This window comes from Bacillus sp. FSL K6-1218, assembly GCF_038006445.1.
Taxonomy (GTDB): Bacteria; Bacillota; Bacilli; order Bacillales; family Bacillaceae_G; genus Bacillus_A; species Bacillus_A thuringiensis_S.
The window spans coordinates 4,497,722-4,516,355 of the sequence record NZ_JBBOVE010000001.1 but is presented as its reverse complement, the minus strand read 5'-3'; the positions used below and the strand labels follow the sequence as shown (position 1 = coordinate 4,516,355).

Genomic DNA, 18,634 nt, shown 5'->3' with positions numbered 1-18,634 from the left:
ATTTTTATGCGAGTAGATGGTAGAGAGAAAACAGAATTACGCCATATACATATTCATACGAATTATTTAAAACATCCAGAGGGATCTGTATTAATTGAAGTTGGGGATACAAAGGTGATTTGTTCAGCGACAATTGAAGAGCGTGTACCACCGTTTATGCGTGGAGAAGGAAAGGGCTGGGTAACAGCTGAATACGCGATGATTCCGCGTGCAACAGAACAACGTACAATTAGAGAGTCAAGCAAAGGGAAAGTAACAGGACGTACAATGGAAATTCAGCGTCTAATTGGACGAGCATTACGTGCGGTAGTTGATTTAGAAGCGCTTGGCGAGAGAACAGTTTGGATTGACTGTGATGTTATCCAAGCAGATGGTGGAACGAGAACAGCGTCTATTACAGGTGCATATGTAGCGATGGTACTAGCTTTTGAGAAGTTATTACAAGCAGAAAAAGTATCTAAAATTCCAGTAAAAGATTATTTAGCAGCAACGTCAGTAGGGATTGTTGAAGAGCAAGGTGTTGTTTTAGATTTAAACTATGCAGAAGATTCTAAAGCAGACGTTGATATGAACGTAATTATGACTGGAAAAGGCCAATTTGTTGAAGTGCAAGGAACTGGAGAAGAAGCGACGTTTAGTAGAGCGCAGTTAAATGAACTACTTGATGCTGCGGAACAAGGCATTTTCCAACTGATTGATATGCAAAAAGAAGCTTTAGGCGACATCGTATCTCATATAGAGTAGAGGTGGAAAGTATGAAACAAGTTGTTGTAGCGACAAAAAATATGGGTAAAGTACGTGAGTTTGCTGAGTTATTTGAGCGATTTGATTTAGAAGTGAAATCATTACACGATTTTCCTCATATTGAAGAAGTCGAAGAAACTGGTGAAACATTTGAAGAAAATGCGATCTTAAAAGCGGATAGTCTAAGTAGACAGTTGAATTCGATCGTAATTGCGGATGATTCGGGTCTTATTGTAGATGCTTTAAACGGAAAACCAGGAGTGTATTCAGCGCGTTTTGCTGGTGAACCGAAAAATGATCAAGCAAATATCGATAAAGTGTTACAAGAATTAAATGGCATTGACTTTGAAAAGCGTAAAGCTCGTTTCTATTGTGCATTAGCAGTTGCTTTCCCTGAAGGTGATAAAAAGCCTGTCATTGTAAATGGGACATGTGAAGGATTTATTTTAGAACAACGCCGCGGAGAAAATGGTTTTGGATACGATCCAATCTTTTATGTGGAAGAATATAAAAAAGCAATGGCGGAATTAAGTTCAGATGAGAAAAATGCTATTAGCCACCGTGGTCGTGCTCTTCGTAAGTTAGAAGAAAAAATCCCGGAATGGTTTTTAGGAGAGTAAGGGAGAGAGTGTGATGAAAGCTTTAATCGTAAGCGATAGTCATAGCTCTGTGAAGGAATTACAGCAGTTGAAAGAGAAATATGAAGGGAAAGTAGATATCATGATTCATTGCGGTGATTCAGAGCTAACGCCTGCTCATGAAGAACTGCAAGGTTTCCATGTTGTAAAAGGAAACTGTGATTATGCTAACTTTCAAGATGAAATTGTAACTGATGTAAATGGAATTCGCTTCTTAGTTGTGCATGGACATCGCCATAATGTGAAAATGACATTACAAACGCTAGCGTACCACGCTGAAGAAGTGGGAGCGCAAGTTGCATGCTTCGGACATTCTCACATATTAGGTGCGGAATTAATCGACGGCGTTTTATTTATTAATCCAGGCAGTATTTTATTACCACGTCAGCGTGTAGAAAAGACATTTGCTTTATTAGAAATGGATGAAAATCAAATGGAAGTTCGTTTTGAAACATTAGAAGGACAACTAGTTGAACAAGCAGTTTTTAAAAGAGGATAATAAAATTTATCCTCTTTTAAAAAAGGTGTTGACTTTATGTATGGTTATACATATAATAAATATTGTCGATAGGGCAACGGCGCTAACGAAGAAAAGAAAATAACATATGCGGGTGTAGTTTAGTGGTAAAACAAGAGCCTTCCAAGCTCTGGTCGAGAGTTCGATTCTCTTCACCCGCTCCATGTCCCAGTAGCTCAGCCGGATAGAGCATACGCCTTCTAAGCGTACGGTCGGGAGTTCGAATCTCTCCTGGGACGCTAAAAAAACCTTGTTATCTTTTGATAACAAGGTTTTTTGTTTGTCTAAAATTTGATGTTTGGGTTATAGGTGTAGTTCATTCTTGATATTTGCGACCTTTCCTTTGATATTAAGCAGTTGCATATGTACTTCTTTTTCTTAAATAAAAAGAGCGCCATTTATGCGCCCTATTCCTCTCATTTAATTTAAAGAATCAATAGGTTTATGATGGAACTCAAATCCATATCCAGATTCTCTTAATTGTTTACTTACAATATTATAAAACTCTTTACCATTCTAGTACGATTCAGCAGCAGTTATCGGAACTTATCCCTGATAGTGTGTTACAATTAATAGAAGCGGAAAACGAAGATCTCCAATTGACTGGACGTGTGATTAGTTGGACAGTTTAAGAAGGTTGTATAAAAAGGGAGATGGCGCAAAGATGGCGAGAACAAAAGAGAATGATTTAACGGAGAAATTGGCAGAAGGTCAACGGAAATATGGTGACGGCAACTTTACAGTACAGAACATCGGTGATGAAACTAACCCGAATTGGACTGTCGTAAAAAATGTGAGGAAGGGATCGGCAGGCATTCGCGAAGGAGAAGATATATTAAGACTGCGATCAAAATATATAAAATAGTATGGAATGGGCGGAGCGGGAGTTCGAATCTTTCCTGGGACGCTAAAAAAACCTTGTTATCTTTTGATAACAAGGTTTTTTGTTTTAAATTAGTTATTAATAAACTTCTCAAATACAAAACCATAATCTTTCACATTGTATTGTTTCTTCGTATCAACAAGCCAGTTAAAGGCGATCTCGTTCATCTCTTTAAATTGCTCTGCTAAGTTTACTTGTGCGTTTGAAATACGGCTGAAAGCATTAGATGCCATATCTAAACTTTTATGTGCATATTGTAATGTAATGTCGTTGTCGTATGAAATTTCTTCAATTTTAAGTAAAGCCTTATATAAATCTTTTAATTCTTCAATATGTTTTTTATGAACATCAATTGAGTAATGCTCATCTCCCATTTGAAACTTAATTTCTATATCTAAATCAATCGTTCCTGCAGTTTCAAGTGCTACGTTTTTAATTTGATATTTACTATAGCTATAGCGGCGCAGTGTGCGTTTTTTACTTGTTGCGCTTGTACCATCTAGGTGGAGTAATCCTTTGTTTGTGAAGCAATATTCATCTGATTTGGATTTAATTAGAAAATAAATTTTCTCTCCATCTTCGTGCATCACGTAATCATCAGCGTCAACTTTATCGTAATCTTTCGGTGTAATGACAGAACCTACATCGCTTAACCCTAAAACATCAGCAGCTACTTTTTTGAACATATATAATCCCCCTTGTAAATTAAATTCTTAATTGTACAAAAATATATTAACATGATTTTCATTTTTTGTTTTCTTGTAATACGAAAATATCTGAAGGTAAGTTAAGAAAAGTAACGCATAATTATTTTGATCCTAAATTATTTAGTAAATCTATTAGTCTAAGAGTCGATTCGCCGAAAAGTAACCAAGAGAAAAAAGCTAATTTTGCAAGTGATTATAGAGAAATTTCGTGAAAGCACCTCGAGCGATATGAGGTGTTTTTCAATCCCTTTTTGAAATCTTACAATTCTGTAAGGTAACTGTAAGGTAGTTCGATGGTAAGAAATTGCTAATCTTTTATAATGAAGATAACAACGATAAAACGAGGAGGAAGAAATGATGAAAGGATTAGTTGTAACGGGCTTAACGGTTGCTTTTGGATTTGTAGCGTATGAGAAATTAACGTATGTAGTTGATGTTGTGAAACATTTGATTGCTTAGAGAAAACAGCTATGAGAGGGAAAGGGAATGAGTGAATGAATGGAATGGTTATTTGGAATTATAGGTACTTGTAGTGTAGTGTTATTGTTCTTTGTCCCAAGTGGTATACTTAGTTCGACAACAAGTTTGTTCTTCTTAAGTTTGTTTGCTTGTACGATGCTTATTATTATGTTTTTAATGAAGCGAAGTAAACCAATCTTCTATTTTAGCATGATTGTTATGGCAATTATTGTTCTCCAAATTATTACCCTTGTAATATACCCCACAATTATAAAAGCTTTCCATTAATGATGAATCCTCTGCGCTTGTTGCTGGGGATTTTTATTTGTACAATTTTAATTTTTAGTAGAGATTTACTCGTATCGGAATGTAAAAATTAAATATTTTTATATTTCAAACAAATGGTTTAGGGATGTTGTGTTCTCATTACGCATTTGATATATTTACTTTGAACATAATTAAAATCAAGAAAAAGAGGCGGACGTATGGATAAAAAAGAAAATACGGTCGTATTGTTTCCACAACTATCAGAGCGCTATATTGATGAAGGGTTTTTAGCGCTGAAAGAGCGGGAATTCGAAGATGCATTGCGTTGTTTTGAAATATTACGTCAGTATAATGCGGAAACGGAACAAACGGAATTAGCTTCAGTTATTTGTTTACTCGAATTAAAACGTATGGAAGAAGCGAAAGAAAAATGTGAACAGTTGCTTAAAATAGGAGTTGTCTTATTTGGTGATATTCTTGAAACGTACGTAACTATTTTAGTTCAAACAAATGATTATGAAGGTGTTATTGAAACTGTTGAAAAGGTTTTACAAACGAAAGATATAATGCCTGATCAAAAGGAAAAATTAGCGCAGCTTGCTTTATTTGCAGAAGGTATGCTAAATGAGGGAGACGCATCGCTAGTGGATTCAAACTTTGAATTGGATGAGTTTACTAATGAAATTTTTGGAGAAAACTTTGGACAGAAGCTAAGAGCGATTCAGCGACTTTCGTTAAAAGATTTAGATCTTGCATTACCTGTTTTAAAGAAATTTTTAATAGACGAAGAGCAGCACCCCTATTTGAAAACTTCTATTTTGTATAAAATGATAGAAAGTCAGGTGGAAGAAGAAATAGAGGTAGAAAAGTTTGGAAATACGATTAAGGTGATTCCAGCATTTACAGGTCATAATGAGGAGCAATCCAATAACATTATACATAAATTATCAAGCCGATTAGAGCAAAATTATCCCGATATATTTGAAGCGATGGTTACATATTGGAAAGAGTTGCAAATTAGCGTTTTCCCATTCGCTCTATTAATGGATAAAGAAGAGATTTGGTCAGCTGTTTTAGAGAGAATTGGAAGAAAGCGTTTCGGATTGGCTATTGATGAAGAAGAGCTTATGGCAGCATATAATATCGAATTGGAAGAGTTTCATATTGCCTATCAATGGTTATTACGTGTTGAAAGAGAAGGATATTTGCCCGTATAATTATGAAAAAGAATCGTTCAGTTCTTGAAACGAGCATATTCTATGTTATAATGTAAGGGTTGCAAAAGGCAGAAATCTGCCTGTTTGTAAGAGAAGAGAAGTGCAATTCTCTTACTTAATATGTTTCATATTATTCTCGAACAAAATATACCGTAGTTGTCTTCTGGACAATTAGTAGATTGGAACATTATATCTGAAAGCTTTTGCTAGAGGGTTATTTGTGTATTTGTTATTTCAAAAAAGAGATAATGAAGATTTTAATCTATAGAGGTATGTGCATACATTATTATAGTTGGAGGGAAAGAATAAATGTCTACAAAATGGGAAAAATTAGAAGGTAACGTTGGCGTTTTAACAATCGAAGTTGATGCTAAAGAAGTAAACAACTCTATCGACGCTGCGTTCAAAAAAGTAGTAAAAACAATTAACGTACCAGGTTTCCGTAAAGGAAAAATGCCTCGTCCATTATTCGAACAACGCTTTGGTATTGAATCTTTATACCAAGATGCTTTAGATATCATTTTACCAAAAGCATACGGTGAAGCGATTGAAGAAGCTGGTATCTTCCCAGTTGATCATCCTGAAATCGACATCGAGAAGTTCGAAAAAAATGCTAACCTTATCTTCACTGCAAAAGTTACAGTGAAACCTGAAGTTAAATTAGGTGAGTACAAAGGTTTAGCAGTAGAGAAAGTTGAAACAACTGTAACTGACGAAGATGTAGAGAACGAATTAAAATCTTTACAAGAGCGTCAAGCTGAACTAGTTGTTAAAGAAGAAGGAACTGTTGAAAACGGTGATACAGCTGTAATCGACTTCGAAGGTTTCGTTGATGGCGAAGCATTTGAAGGCGGAAAAGGCGAAAACTACTCTCTAGCAATCGGTTCTGGTACATTCATCCCAGGTTTCGAAGAGCAAGTAATCGGTCTTAAATCTGGTGAGTCTAAAGACGTTGAAGTATCATTCCCAGAAGAGTACCATGCTGCTGAATTAGCTGGCAAACCAGCAACATTCAAAGTAACAATTCACGAAATCAAAACAAAAGAACTTCCTGAGTTAAACGACGAGTTCGCTAAAGAAGCAGACGAAGCGGTTGCAACTCTTGATGAATTAAAAGCAAAACTTCGCACAAACTTAGAAGAAGGCAAAAAGCACGAAGCTGAGCACAAAGTACGTGACGAAGTAGTAGAATTAGCTGCTGCTAACGCTGAAATCGAAATTCCAGAAGCTATGATCAACACTGAGTTAGATCGTATGGTTCGTGAATTCGAGCAACGTTTAAGCCAACAAGGTATGAACCTTGAGCTTTACTACCAATTCACAGGTACTGACGCTGACAAATTAAAAGAGCAAATGAAAGAAGATGCACAAAAACGTGTAAGAATCAATCTTGTTCTTGAAGCTATCATTGAAGCTGAAAACATCGAAGTTACTGAAGAAGAAGTAACTTCAGAAGTTGAAAAAATGGCTGAAATGTATGGTATGCCAGTAGACGCTATCAAGCAAGCTCTTGGAAGTGTAGACGCTTTAGCTGAAGATCTTAAAGTGCGTAAAGCTGTAGACTTCTTAGTAGAAAACGCTGCATAATAAAATAACAAGGCACGATTTTAATCGTGCCTTGTTTTATAAATATAGAAATATATTTATAAAACTTTTCGATGGAGAAGGAAAAGTTCCTTTACAAGTCGAATATACATATTTCAAAAGTTTTAAAATTTTTTTATTTGTACATAACTAGTCATATTATTTGTATTTCTCGCCACGTAGTGACATAATATGTATTTACATACGATACATTTATCGTGTACATACGAAGGCAAGAGGTTAGCACTTTGTAAGGGGTGTGAAAATATGTTTAAATTTAATGATGAAAAAGGGCAATTAAAATGTTCTTTCTGTGGTAAAACACAAACGCAAGTTCGAAAGTTAGTGGCAGGTCCAGGTGTTTACATTTGTGACGAGTGTATCGAACTTTGTACTGAAATTGTACAAGAGGAGCTTGCGAAGGACGAAGAAGTAGAATTCAAAGATGTACCGAAACCGGTAGAAATTCGTGAAATCTTAGATGAGTATGTCATCGGGCAAGATAGCGCGAAAAAAGCACTAGCGGTAGCGGTATATAACCATTACAAACGCATTAATTCTAACAGCAAAATTGATGATGTAGAATTAGCGAAGAGTAATATCGCACTTATCGGGCCAACAGGTAGTGGTAAAACATTACTGGCACAAACGTTAGCGCGTATTTTAAATGTTCCATTTGCAATCGCGGACGCAACATCTTTAACAGAAGCTGGATATGTTGGGGAAGATGTAGAAAATATCTTACTAAAATTAATTCAAGCAGCTGATTATGATGTAGAGAAAGCGGAAAAAGGAATCATTTATATTGATGAGATTGATAAAGTGGCACGTAAGTCCGAAAATCCATCAATTACACGTGATGTATCTGGTGAAGGTGTGCAGCAGGCACTTCTGAAAATTTTAGAAGGTACTGTAGCAAGCGTTCCACCTCAAGGTGGTCGTAAGCATCCGCACCAAGAGTTCATTCAAATTGATACAACGAACATCTTATTCATTTGTGGTGGAGCGTTTGATGGCATTGAGCCAATTATTAAACGTCGCCTTGGTGAAAAAGTAATTGGATTTGGTTCTGAGAAGAAAAATGCTGATGTAAATGAGAAGCATGTTTTATCTCACGTATTACCAGAGGATCTTTTAAGATTTGGTTTAATTCCAGAGTTTATCGGTCGTCTTCCAGTTATTGCGAACCTAGAGCCACTTGATGAAGATGCTCTTGTTGATATTTTAACGAAACCGAAAAATGCACTTGTTAAGCAATTCCAAAAACTATTGGAGCTTGACGATGTTGAGTTAGAGTTTGAAGAAGGTGCACTAATCGAAATTGCGAAAAAAGCAATTGAACGTAAAACGGGTGCCCGTGGACTTCGTTCTATTATTGAAGGCTTAATGCTTGATGTAATGTTCGAACTTCCATCTCGTAAAGATATCGAGAAGTGTATTCTTACAAAAGAAACAGTAGCTGATAATGAGCCGCCAAAATTGGTGTTACAAGACGGTACTGTACTTGATACAAAAACATCTGCATAATGCGAAAGGGAAACAGCAATTTTTATAATTGCTGTTTTTCTTTATGTTTAGCTATGTTCTTCCGCGGAAATACTAAGAGATAAAATATTGCGGGAGGAAATAAATAATGAGCTGGACAAATATATTTTTAGTTGTTCAACTTGTTTTTGGTGTAATTGTCGGATTGTATTTCTGGCATTTACTTCGAAATCAACGAACACAAAAAGTTTCAATTGATCGAGAATCGAAAAAAGAATTAGAACAGCTTCGTAAAATGCGTGAGATTTCTTTAACAGAGCCGCTAGCAGAAAAGGTGCGTCCTACAACCTTTTTAGATATTGTAGGGCAAGAGGACGGGATTAAGTCGTTAAAAGCGGCTCTTTGTGGTCCGAATCCGCAACATGTAATCATATATGGCCCGCCAGGTGTTGGGAAAACAGCGGCAGCACGTCTTGTATTAGAAGAAGCGAAACGAAATCCTAAATCTCCATTTCGTACGAATGCAACATTTATTGAACTTGATGCGACAACAGCTCGGTTTGATGAACGTGGTATCGCAGACCCTTTAATTGGTTCGGTACATGATCCGATTTATCAAGGTGCTGGGGCGATGGGGCAAGCAGGTATTCCGCAACCGAAAAAAGGTGCTGTAACAGATGCGCATGGTGGTATTTTGTTTATTGATGAGATTGGTGAGCTCCATCCGATTCAAATGAACAAAATGTTAAAGGTGTTAGAAGATCGAAAAGTATTTTTAGAAAGTGCGTACTATAGTGAAGAAAATACGATGATCCCAACATATATACATGATATTTTCCAAAAAGGCTTACCGGCAGACTTTCGCTTAGTTGGTGCAACGACACGTTCGCCAGAGGAAATTCCTCCTGCTATTCGGTCGCGTTGCTTAGAAGTATTTTTCCGTGAATTAGATACAGAAGAAATTCAAAAAGTAGCGAAAAACGCTGCGGAAAAAGTGGAAATGCAAATAGGTGAAAATGGTATTGAAATGATTGGGATGTATGCAAGAAATGGACGAGAAGCGATTAATCTCGTACAAATCTCTGCTGGTATGGCGATAAATGAAGAACGTTCTTTCATTAAAGATGAAGATATAGAGTGGGTTGTTCACTCAAGTCAGCTTACACCAAAATACGAAAAGCACATTTATCCGATTCCAAGGATTGGTCTTGTAAATGGTCTTGCTGTATACGGACCAAATACAGGTGCGTTATTAGAAATTGAAGTAACAGCAATTCCGGCGAAAGATAAAGGATCGGTAAATGTTACCGGAATTGTAGAAGAAGAAAGCATTGGTAGTCAAACGAAATCGATTCGTCGTAAAAGTATGGCGAAAGGCTCTGTTGATAATGTATTAACAGTACTTCGTTCGTTAGATGTGTTGCCAGAAGGATATGATATACATATTAATTTTCCAGGTGGTATCCCAATTGATGGACCTTCTGCAGGAATCGCTATGGCAACAGGTGTATATTCTGCGGTGCATCGCACATATGTAAATAACGAAGTAGCGATGACAGGTGAAATAAGTATACACGGAGAAGTAAAGCCTATTGGTGGCGTGTATGCAAAAATAAAAGCTGCGAAAAAAGCGGGAGCTAAGAAAGTCATTATTCCTGCTGAAAATATGCAACCATTTTTGTATACGATAAAGGGAATTGAAATTATTCCTGTCCGTAAGTTAAAAGAAGTATTTGAGCTAACGTTTATGCAAGAAAATACGCATAGAGAGCTAGATGTACATACTAACGTAGACGAAACAGATGCACAATCTATGTAAAAATAAACAATAATAAAATTTGCCAGACTTCGTTTAAGTTTGTATGCTTAATCGGAGTCTTTTTTCTTTTCGTGAGGTAGAAAAACAAGCTATTTACAATTGCGAGGAATCTCAGCAATTGCATCTAGGTGTATTGTAATATAAAATAGTTGAACAGGAGTTTAATTTATTATGGAGGTGCTATGTCTAGTATGAATACGAACGAAAGAATCGTGCCCCTCCTACCATTAAGAGGCGTTCTCGTATATCCAACGATGGTTTTGCATCTTGATGTAGGACGTGATAAATCGATACAAGCACTAGAGCAGGCGGCAATGGATGAAAATATCATCTTTTTAGCAATGCAAAAAGAAATGAATATCGATGATCCGAAAGAAGATGACATATATAGTGTAGGTACAGTGGCGAAAGTCAAGCAAATGTTAAAATTGCCGAACGGTACGCTTCGTGTCCTTGTGGAAGGTTTACATAGAGCAGAAGTAATAGAGTTTATCGAAGAAGAAAATATAGTACAAGTGTCTATTAAAACGGTAACTGAAGAAGTAGAAGATGATTTAGAAGAGAAAGCTCTTATGCGTACGTTACTGGAGCATTTCGAACAATATATTAAAGTTTCGAAAAAAGTTTCAAATGAAACATTTGCAACGGTAGCTGATGTAGAAGAACCAGGGAGATTAGCTGATCTAATTGCTTCTCACTTGCCGATTAAAACGAAGCAGAAACAAGAGATTCTAGAGATTGTATCTGTAAAAGAACGATTACATACACTTATTTCAATTATTCAAGATGAACAAGAGTTACTTAGCCTAGAAAAGAAGATTGGGCAAAAAGTGAAACGTTCAATGGAGCGCACGCAAAAAGAATATTTCTTACGTGAGCAAATGAAGGCGATTCAAACTGAACTTGGCGACAAAGAAGGTAAGGGCGGAGAAGTAGAAGAACTTCGTGAAAAAATTGAACAGTCAGGAATGCCTGAAGAAACAATGAAGGCTGCGCTGAAAGAATTAGATCGTTATGAAAAGTTACCAGCAAGTTCTGCGGAGAGTGGTGTTATTCGCAATTATATTGATTGGTTATTAGCGCTTCCGTGGACAGAGGCAACAGAAGATATAATTGATCTTGCTCATTCGGAAGAGATTTTAAATAACGATCATTACGGTCTTGAAAAAGTGAAAGAGCGTGTACTTGAATATTTAGCTGTACAGAAGTTAACGAATTCATTAAAAGGACCTATCCTTTGTTTAGTAGGCCCTCCTGGGGTCGGCAAAACTTCGTTAGCGCGTTCAATTGCAACATCATTGAATCGTAACTTTGTCCGTGTATCTCTTGGTGGTGTGCGTGATGAATCTGAAATTCGTGGTCACCGCCGTACATATGTTGGAGCAATGCCAGGACGCATTATTCAAGGTATGAAAAAGGCGAAAACAGTTAATCCAGTCTTCTTATTAGATGAGATTGATAAAATGTCTAACGATTTCCGTGGAGATCCATCAGCGGCATTACTTGAAGTATTAGATCCAGAACAAAACCATAACTTCAGTGATCATTACATTGAAGAACCATATGATCTATCGAAAGTTATGTTTGTAGCAACCGCTAATACACTTTCAAGTATTCCAGGTCCATTACTTGACCGTATGGAAATCATTTCGATTGCTGGCTATACAGAACTTGAAAAAGTACACATTGCTCGTGAGCATTTATTGCCGAAACAATTAAAAGAGCATGGCTTACGAAAAGGTAATTTACAAGTGCGTGATGAAGCGCTTCTTGAAATTATTCGTTATTATACACGTGAGGCTGGTGTTCGTACGCTAGAACGTCAAATTGCAAAAGTTTGCCGTAAAGTAGCGAAAATTATCGTTACAGCAGAACGTAAACGTATCGTTGTGACAGAGAAAAAGATTGTTGATTTACTTGGTAAACACATATTCCGTTATGGGCAAGCTGAAAAAACAGACCAAGTTGGTATGGCAACAGGTCTAGCTTACACAGCAGCAGGCGGCGATACACTTGCAATTGAAGTTTCTGTAGCGCCAGGAAAAGGGAAACTAATTTTAACGGGGAAACTTGGGGATGTTATGAAAGAATCAGCACAAGCTGCGTTTAGTTATATACGCTCTCGTGCAGAAGAGCTTCAGATTGACCCGAATTTCCATGAGAAAAATGATATTCATATTCATGTTCCAGAAGGAGCAGTTCCAAAAGATGGACCGTCAGCAGGTATTACGATGGCAACGGCACTTATTTCTGCACTAACAGGTATTCCTGTAAGTAAAGAAGTAGGTATGACAGGTGAAATTACACTTCGTGGTCGTGTATTACCAATTGGTGGCTTAAAAGAAAAAACATTAAGTGCTCACCGCGCAGGCTTAACAAAAATTATTTTGCCAGCAGAAAACGAGAAAGATTTAGATGATATTCCAGAGAGCGTAAAAGAAAACCTTACGTTTGTGCTTGCATCTCATTTAGATGAAGTATTGGAGCACGCATTAGTAGGAGTGAAACAATGAAAGTAACAAAAGCAGATATTGTAATTAGTGCTGTTAAACCAGAACAATATCCAGACAGTGATTTACCAGAAATTGCATTAGCAGGTCGTTCAAATGTCGGGAAGTCTTCCTTTATTAATAAAATTTTAAATCGTAAAAAGTTAGTGCGTATTTCTTCTAAACCAGGAAAAACGCAAACACTGAACTTTTTCTTAATCAATGAGATGATGCATTTTGTTGACGTTCCAGGTTATGGATATGCGAAAGTGTCTAAATCGGAGCGCGCGGCATGGGGGAAAATGATTGAAACGTACTTTACAACGCGTAAGCAATTAGACGCAGCTGTATTAGTAGTTGATTTACGTCACCAACCAACAAGTGATGACGTGATGATGTATGATTTCTTAAAGCATTATGAAATCCCAACAATTATTATTGCGACGAAAGCCGATAAAATCCCGAAAGGGAAATGGCAAAAGCATTTAAAAGTTGTAAAAGAAACGCTTGCTGTTGAAATTGGCGATGAAATCGTTCTATTCTCTTCTGAAACAGGACTTGGAAAAGAAGAAGCGTGGAAGGCAATTCATAAAATGACAAAAACAAAAAACGCGTGACGAATGTCGCGCGTTTTTTTCTTTATATAAGCTGTTAACGTACGTTTAATGTAACTTCAATATTACCTCGTGTTGCTTTAGAGTAAGGACATACACCGTGAGCCGCTTCTACAAGTTCTTTTGCTTCGCTATGTGAAACGCCAGCGACATGTACATCAAGCACGGCAGATAGGCCAAAACCACCGTCTGTATCTTTTCCGATAGAAACGTGAGCGGTTACTTCTGTACTTTCTACTTTCATACGTTTTGTACGAATGACAAGTTGTAATGCACTATCAAAACAAGCTGCATAACCAGCTGCAAATAGTTGTTCTGGATTTGTTGCTTCTCCGCCTGCACCACCTAGTGCTTTCGGCATTTTTACATCAAGATTTAATATGCCATCATCTGAAACTACTTTCCCATTTCTTCCACCTGTTGCTGTTACTGAAGCAGTATATAATTTATCCATATTTATTCCCCTTTTCCATTATTAATTGTTTTCATTGTTTCAATTAGTTTATTTAGCTCAATTAATAAAGAGCGATATTCGTGCTCTGTAATTCCTAAATTTGTAGCCATCGTTGTCGGTAATGAGCAAGCCTTTTCCTTTAAATCTTTGCCTTGTTCTGTTAATTCAATACAAACTTTTCGCTCGTCTTCTTTGGAACGAACACGTTTTACAAGTTTTAATGATTCCATTCGTTTTAACATAGGTGTTAACGTACCGGAATCTAAAAATAGACGTTCTCCAATTTCTTTTACTGTTAGTCCATCTTGCTCCCATAGTACGAGTAAAGTAATGTACTGGGGATACGTAATACCCATCTCTTCTAAATAAGGTCGATAAAAACGAGTAACCTCTCTAGAACAGGCATAAATAGAAAAACAAAGTTGGTTATCTAGATGCAAAGAGTCCTCTGTCATACATAACTCCTTTCTAATTAAGTTGTGCGCAATTTAATTTTGTAAAATCAATATAACGAAAAATAAATAAAATGTCAAATACATTGTATTGAGAAAGTGTTTGCTACATTTTGGAACAATCATACATATTTTCCTTCATGATGAAAGAAGATAGGAAAGATGATGTTATAATTTATATGGAATAGTTTCCATCACTTGATTATGAGGACTTTTTTTGGTAACGTACAAATAGAGTTATTAATTTATAATCATTATAAAGTAGAAGATTTTTTATTAGTTTACTGAATCTCCTTTATTACATACGGAGAATAATTAAAAAATAATCGGTTGTTCACACGATTGTCAGATTCATAAGAGGAAAGTTGTATTATGATAGTAGATAAAGTGATAAAACGGGTGAAGGGGGACATGCTGCGTGCATATTCTTGTTGTTAGTGTAAATTATCGAACAGCCCCTGTAGAATTTCGTGAGAAACTCACATTTCAGGCAGCAGAGCTAGAGCGAGCGATGACTACATTACAAAATCAAAAGAGCGTGTTAGAGAATGTCATTGTATCAACTTGTAATCGCACTGAGATTTATGCTGTTGTCGATCAATTACACACGGGACGGTATTATATTAAGAAGTTTTTAGCTGATTGGTTTCAGCTTGAAATAGAAGAAGTCGCGCCATATTTAACTATTTTTGAACAAGATGGTGCAATAGATCATTTATTCCGCGTAACGTGCGGTTTAGATTCGATGATAGTCGGAGAAACGCAGATTTTAGGTCAAATAAAAGATAGCTTTTTAGAAGCGCAACAAGTTAAAGCAACAGGCACAATTTTTAATGAATTGTTTAAGCAAGTCATTACATTAGCAAAACGTGCCCACTCAGAAACAACAATCGGGGAAAGTGCAATGTCTGTTAGTTATGCTGCTGTTGAGCTTGGAAAGAAAATATTTGGCGAGTTAACAAATTGTCATGTGCTTATTCTTGGTGCTGGTAAAATGGGCGAACTTGCACTGCAAAACTTATATGGAAGTGGTGCTCGTAAAGTAACGGTTATGAATAGGACGCTTTCGAAAGCAGAAGTAATGGCTGAGAAATATATGGGACATGCAAAATCGTTAAGCGAATTACAATGTGCATTATTAGAAGCAGATATTTTAATTAGTTCAACTGGTGCATCTGAGTATGTCATTACGAAAGAGATGATGACAAAGGTGGAGAAAATGCGCTCTGGTCGTCCTTTATTTATGGTTGATATTGCAGTACCACGTGATATTGATCCAGCGATTGATGAGTTAGAAGGTTCTTTTTTATATGACATTGATGATCTGCAAGGAGTAGTGGAAGCAAATCGTGCTGAGCGTTTGAAAGAAGCGGAGAAAATTCAATTTATGATTGAAGAGGAAATTGTTCTATTTAAAACGTGGTTAAGTACACTTGGTGTTGTTCCATTAATATCAGCTCTTCGTGATAAGGCACTTGCAATCCAAAGTGAAACGATGGTAAGCCTAGAGCGAAAAATACCAAACCTTAGTGATCGTGAGAAAAAAGTCATTAGTAAGCATACGAAAAGTATTATTAATCAATTATTAAAAGACCCAATTTTAGTAGCGAAAGAAATAGCTGCTGAAGAGGGAGCGAGCGAAAAATTAGCGTTATTTGCGAAGATTTTCGATTTAGAAACGGAAGAAGTAGAGAGTCGTGCGGAAGAAGTAGAACATAAAAGAGTGTGGACACCATCCGTTCCATCTTTATAATTTGGAAGGATGATCGGATGAGTTTTTTAAATAACAGTATTATTTATCATATTGCAATTATTTTATATGCTTGTAGCATTAGTTTATATTTTATAGATTATTTCCAAAGTAACCGAAAGGCGAACCGATTTGCTTTTTGGTTACTTTCGATTGTATGGGTATTGCAGTCTATTTTTATGTTGCTTAGGGCGACAGATTCAGAAACGAACCCCATTTTAACTTTATTATCAGGGATTTATTTTTATGTTTGGTTATTGATTACGATGTCGTTAGTCATAAATCGATTTATGCGCGTTGACTTTTTAGTCTTCTTTACAAATGTTGTTGCATTTGGCGTAAGCGCTTTTTCTATTTTTACACCGCTCGGAAAGATGTCGCCAGTACTTGCAGAGCAATTAGTTTCGGAACTTGTATACGTGCATGTTGGAATGGCGATTATTTCTTATGCAACGTTTACGGTATCGTTTATTTTTTCTATTATGTATTTACTGCAATATCGCCTATTAAAAAAGAAAAAGTGGAATGCGAGATTAAGAAGGTTAGGGAATTTACCGAAGCTTGAATCTACGTCTTACGGATTAAATTTATTTTCTGTTCCATTTTTCTTACTAGCAATTTTATTAGGGTGCATATGGGGATATACAAAATTGGATAATTTTCATTGGTATGATACGAAAGTAATTGGTTCGTTTGTCGTTCTATTTGTATATTGTGCGGGCTTGTATTTAAGAGCGGCAGATGTGTTGCAAGGGAAGAAAATTGTACTGTGGAATGTAGGGGCCTTTCTCGTAATGCTAGTTAACATTTTTTTATTAAGTAGTTTATCTAATTTCCACTTTTGGTATTTATAATGAGGAGAGAGAATTATGCGCAAAATTATTGTAGGGTCACGAAAGAGTAAGCTAGCATTAACACAAACAAACTGGTTTATTGATCAGTTAAAAGCACTTGGTTTACCATATGAATTTGAAGTGAAAGAAATTGTCACTAAAGGTGATGTGATTTTAGATGTTACTCTTTCAAAAGTAGGCGGAAAAGGTTTGTTCGTTAAAGAAATTGAGCATGCGTTACTTACGAAAGAAATCGATATGGCTGTACATAGTATGAAAGATATGCCAGCCGTACTTCCAGAAGGGTTAATGATTGGCTGTACACCAAAGCGTGTTGACCCTCGTGATGCTTTTATCTCAAAAAATGGAGCATCGTTTAAAGAGTTAGCGGAAGGTGCTATTTTAGGTACGAGTAGTTTAAGACGTAGTGCACAACTACTCGCTGCGAGACCAGATTTACAAGTGAAGTGGATTCGCGGAAATATCGATACACGTTTACGTAAATTAAAAGAAGAGGATTACGATGCGATTATTTTAGCGACAGCTGGATTACAAAGAATGGGCTGGGATGATGAAGTTATTACAGAACATTTAGATGAAACGTTATGTGTACCTGCTGTAGGACAAGGTGCATTAGCGATTGAATGTCGTGAGGATGATAAGGATTTATTGCAGTTGTTATCGCATATTAATGATGCGATAACAGAAAGAACAGTGGCAGCGGAGCGAGTATTTCTTCATAAACTTGAAGGTGGATGTCAAGTTCCAATCGCTGGATATGCAACCCTTAAAGAAAACGATACAATCGAATTAACAGCTCTTGTTGGCTCTATGGATGGCTCTGTTTTATTAAAAGAGACAGTAGTAGGTACTAATCCTGAGGAAGTAGGATTAGAAGCCGCGGGCCGTTTAATTAAACAAGGCGCCAAAGAACTCATTCTTGCTGCAAATAAGGAGCAACAATAAATATGAACGCTCTCGCTGGAAAAACGGTATTGATTACACGTGCCCAGCATCAAGCGAAACAAATGAGTGTAGCAGTGAAAGAAAAGAGCGGAATTCCATTGGAAATTCCGCTTTTGCATATGGAAGGTATGTCTCATAGGCAAATTCAACATATTGAAGGGCAGCTACATTCGTATGACTGGGTTATTTTTACGAGCAGAAATGGTGTAGCTTTTTTTCTAGATAGTTTGAACAAGAAACTACCGCTAACCATTAAAATCGCTGCGGTAGGTGTGAAAACAAAATTAGAGTTAGAAAAAAGGGGCTATCAAGTTCATTTTGTTCCAACTTCATTTGTTGCAGAAGCATTTGCAGAAGAGTTTCTAAAAGAATTAAGTGGAAACGAACATATTTTATTTCCGAAAGGGAATTTAGCAAGAGATGTAATACCAGTTAAACTTCGGGAAATTGGTGTTTCTCTAGATGAGTTAATCGTATATGGTACGAAAGTGAATGTAGAAAAAAAGCAAGAGCTTATAGCAGCGTTGAAGTTAGGGAAAATAGACATTATTACATTTACGAGCCCTTCAACTGTTACTAGTTTTGTTCGTTTACTTGAGGGTACAAACTGGAGAGAATGGACAAAAAAATGTACAATTGCTTGTATAGGACCTATTACGGAAAAAGAGGCAAGTCGTTATTTTCCGTCTGTTATTGTGCCGAAAGAGTACACTGTAGAAGCATTACTACAATGTGTTTGTGAATCTATAAAATGAA

The 18,634-nt window shown here is 36.6% G+C and carries 18 protein-coding genes, 2 tRNA genes and 1 pseudogene; 17 read left to right on the top strand and 4 right to left on the bottom strand.

Annotation, left to right across the window (positions count from 1 at the left end; all coding sequences use genetic code 11):
- Positions 1-6: 6 nt before the first annotated feature.
- The 5 genes from rph (at position 7) to MHI26_RS23025 (ending at position 2,138) form a co-directional block, all read left to right on the top strand.
- Entirely contained in the window at positions 7-744 is a 738-nt protein-coding gene (gene rph, locus MHI26_RS23045) for a ribonuclease PH (RefSeq protein ID WP_001261765.1), read from the top strand.
- Positions 745-755: 11 nt separating this feature from the next.
- On the top strand, positions 756-1,364 hold the full coding sequence (locus MHI26_RS23040) for an XTP/dITP diphosphatase (RefSeq protein WP_000815946.1): 609 nt from the start codon (positions 756-758) through the stop codon (positions 1,362-1,364).
- A 13-nt stretch (positions 1,365-1,377) separates the two neighbouring features.
- A complete protein-coding gene (locus tag MHI26_RS23035) occupies positions 1,378-1,881 on the top strand; it encodes a metallophosphoesterase (RefSeq protein WP_061666249.1) in 504 nt (167 codons plus the stop codon).
- Between the two features lie 108 nt (positions 1,882-1,989).
- A tRNA-Gly gene (locus tag MHI26_RS23030) sits at positions 1,990-2,063 on the top strand.
- A gap of 1 nt (position 2,064) precedes the next feature.
- Positions 2,065-2,138 (top strand) — tRNA-Arg (locus tag MHI26_RS23025).
- Positions 2,139-2,319: 181 nt separating this feature from the next.
- Here the strand turns inward: MHI26_RS23025 and MHI26_RS31625 are convergent.
- Positions 2,320-2,412, bottom strand: a pseudogene (locus MHI26_RS31625) (DUF6572 domain-containing protein); the annotation flags it as partial.
- 151 nt (positions 2,413-2,563) lie between these two features.
- Here MHI26_RS31625 and MHI26_RS23020 point away from each other — a divergent pair.
- Positions 2,564-2,764, top strand: coding sequence for a hypothetical protein (locus MHI26_RS23020; RefSeq protein WP_000124591.1), 201 nt, complete (start codon positions 2,564-2,566; stop codon positions 2,762-2,764).
- An 89-nt stretch (positions 2,765-2,853) separates the two neighbouring features.
- Here the strand turns inward: MHI26_RS23020 and MHI26_RS23015 are convergent, their stop codons facing one another.
- The gene (locus MHI26_RS23015) at positions 2,854-3,468 is read right to left on the bottom strand and encodes a PH domain-containing protein (protein ID WP_000475213.1); all 615 of its coding nucleotides are present in this window, start codon (positions 3,466-3,468) and stop codon (positions 2,854-2,856) included.
- Positions 3,469-3,987: 519 nt separating this feature from the next.
- Here MHI26_RS23015 and MHI26_RS23010 point away from each other — a divergent pair.
- From MHI26_RS23010 to ysxC, 7 genes are all read left to right on the top strand, one after another.
- Positions 3,988-4,236 carry a hypothetical protein gene (locus MHI26_RS23010; protein WP_001983650.1) on the top strand — a complete coding sequence of 83 codons (249 nt, stop codon included), beginning with the start codon at positions 3,988-3,990 and terminating at the stop codon, positions 4,234-4,236.
- A 197-nt stretch (positions 4,237-4,433) separates the two neighbouring features.
- Positions 4,434-5,432, top strand: coding sequence for a hypothetical protein (locus tag MHI26_RS23005; RefSeq protein WP_000358256.1), 999 nt, complete (start codon positions 4,434-4,436; stop codon positions 5,430-5,432).
- Positions 5,433-5,741: 309 nt separating this feature from the next.
- On the top strand, positions 5,742-7,019 hold the full coding sequence (tig, locus tag MHI26_RS23000; RefSeq protein WP_000105216.1) for a trigger factor: 1,278 nt from the start codon (positions 5,742-5,744) through the stop codon (positions 7,017-7,019).
- Between the two features lie 264 nt (positions 7,020-7,283).
- Positions 7,284-8,543, top strand: a complete 1,260-nt coding sequence (gene clpX, locus MHI26_RS22995; RefSeq protein ID WP_000472289.1) for an ATP-dependent protease ATP-binding subunit ClpX — start codon at positions 7,284-7,286, stop codon at positions 8,541-8,543.
- 106 nt (positions 8,544-8,649) lie between these two features.
- The gene (lonB, locus tag MHI26_RS22990; protein ID WP_000119174.1) at positions 8,650-10,320 is read left to right on the top strand and encodes an ATP-dependent protease LonB; all 1,671 of its coding nucleotides are present in this window, start codon (positions 8,650-8,652) and stop codon (positions 10,318-10,320) included.
- A 182-nt stretch (positions 10,321-10,502) separates the two neighbouring features.
- Positions 10,503-12,833 carry an endopeptidase La gene (lon, locus tag MHI26_RS22985; protein ID WP_061666250.1) on the top strand — a complete coding sequence of 777 codons (2,331 nt, stop codon included), beginning with the start codon at positions 10,503-10,505 and terminating at the stop codon, positions 12,831-12,833.
- Positions 12,830-13,426, top strand: coding sequence for a ribosome biogenesis GTP-binding protein YsxC (ysxC, locus tag MHI26_RS22980; protein WP_000869118.1), 597 nt, complete (start codon positions 12,830-12,832; stop codon positions 13,424-13,426). Before lon ends, ysxC begins: the two co-directional genes overlap by 4 nt.
- A gap of 34 nt (positions 13,427-13,460) precedes the next feature.
- Here ysxC and MHI26_RS22975 read toward each other — a convergent pair whose 3' ends face one another.
- Both MHI26_RS22975 and MHI26_RS22970 read right to left on the bottom strand, forming a co-directional pair.
- Positions 13,461-13,877, bottom strand: coding sequence for an organic hydroperoxide resistance protein (locus MHI26_RS22975; RefSeq protein WP_000359773.1), 417 nt, complete (start codon positions 13,875-13,877; stop codon positions 13,461-13,463).
- A 2-nt stretch (positions 13,878-13,879) separates the two neighbouring features.
- Complete coding sequence (locus MHI26_RS22970) at positions 13,880-14,332, bottom strand: MarR family winged helix-turn-helix transcriptional regulator (protein ID WP_000133912.1); 453 nt, start codon at positions 14,330-14,332, stop codon at positions 13,880-13,882.
- A gap of 415 nt (positions 14,333-14,747) precedes the next feature.
- On the opposite strand from MHI26_RS22970, the gene hemA reads away from it, so the two are divergent.
- The 4 genes from hemA to hemD are packed head-to-tail and all read left to right on the top strand — an operon-like array spanning position 14,748 to position 18,633.
- Positions 14,748-16,082, top strand: coding sequence for a glutamyl-tRNA reductase (gene hemA, locus MHI26_RS22965; protein ID WP_061666251.1), 1,335 nt, complete (start codon positions 14,748-14,750; stop codon positions 16,080-16,082).
- A 17-nt stretch (positions 16,083-16,099) separates the two neighbouring features.
- A complete protein-coding gene (locus MHI26_RS22960; RefSeq protein ID WP_000009002.1) occupies positions 16,100-16,933 on the top strand; it encodes a cytochrome c biogenesis protein in 834 nt (277 codons plus the stop codon).
- A gap of 15 nt (positions 16,934-16,948) precedes the next feature.
- A complete protein-coding gene (hemC, locus tag MHI26_RS22955) occupies positions 16,949-17,878 on the top strand; it encodes a hydroxymethylbilane synthase (protein WP_001226405.1) in 930 nt (309 codons plus the stop codon).
- 2 nt (positions 17,879-17,880) lie between these two features.
- On the top strand, positions 17,881-18,633 hold the full coding sequence (gene hemD / locus MHI26_RS22950) for a uroporphyrinogen-III synthase (protein WP_061666252.1): 753 nt from the start codon (positions 17,881-17,883) through the stop codon (positions 18,631-18,633).
- Position 18,634 lies beyond the last annotated feature (1 nt).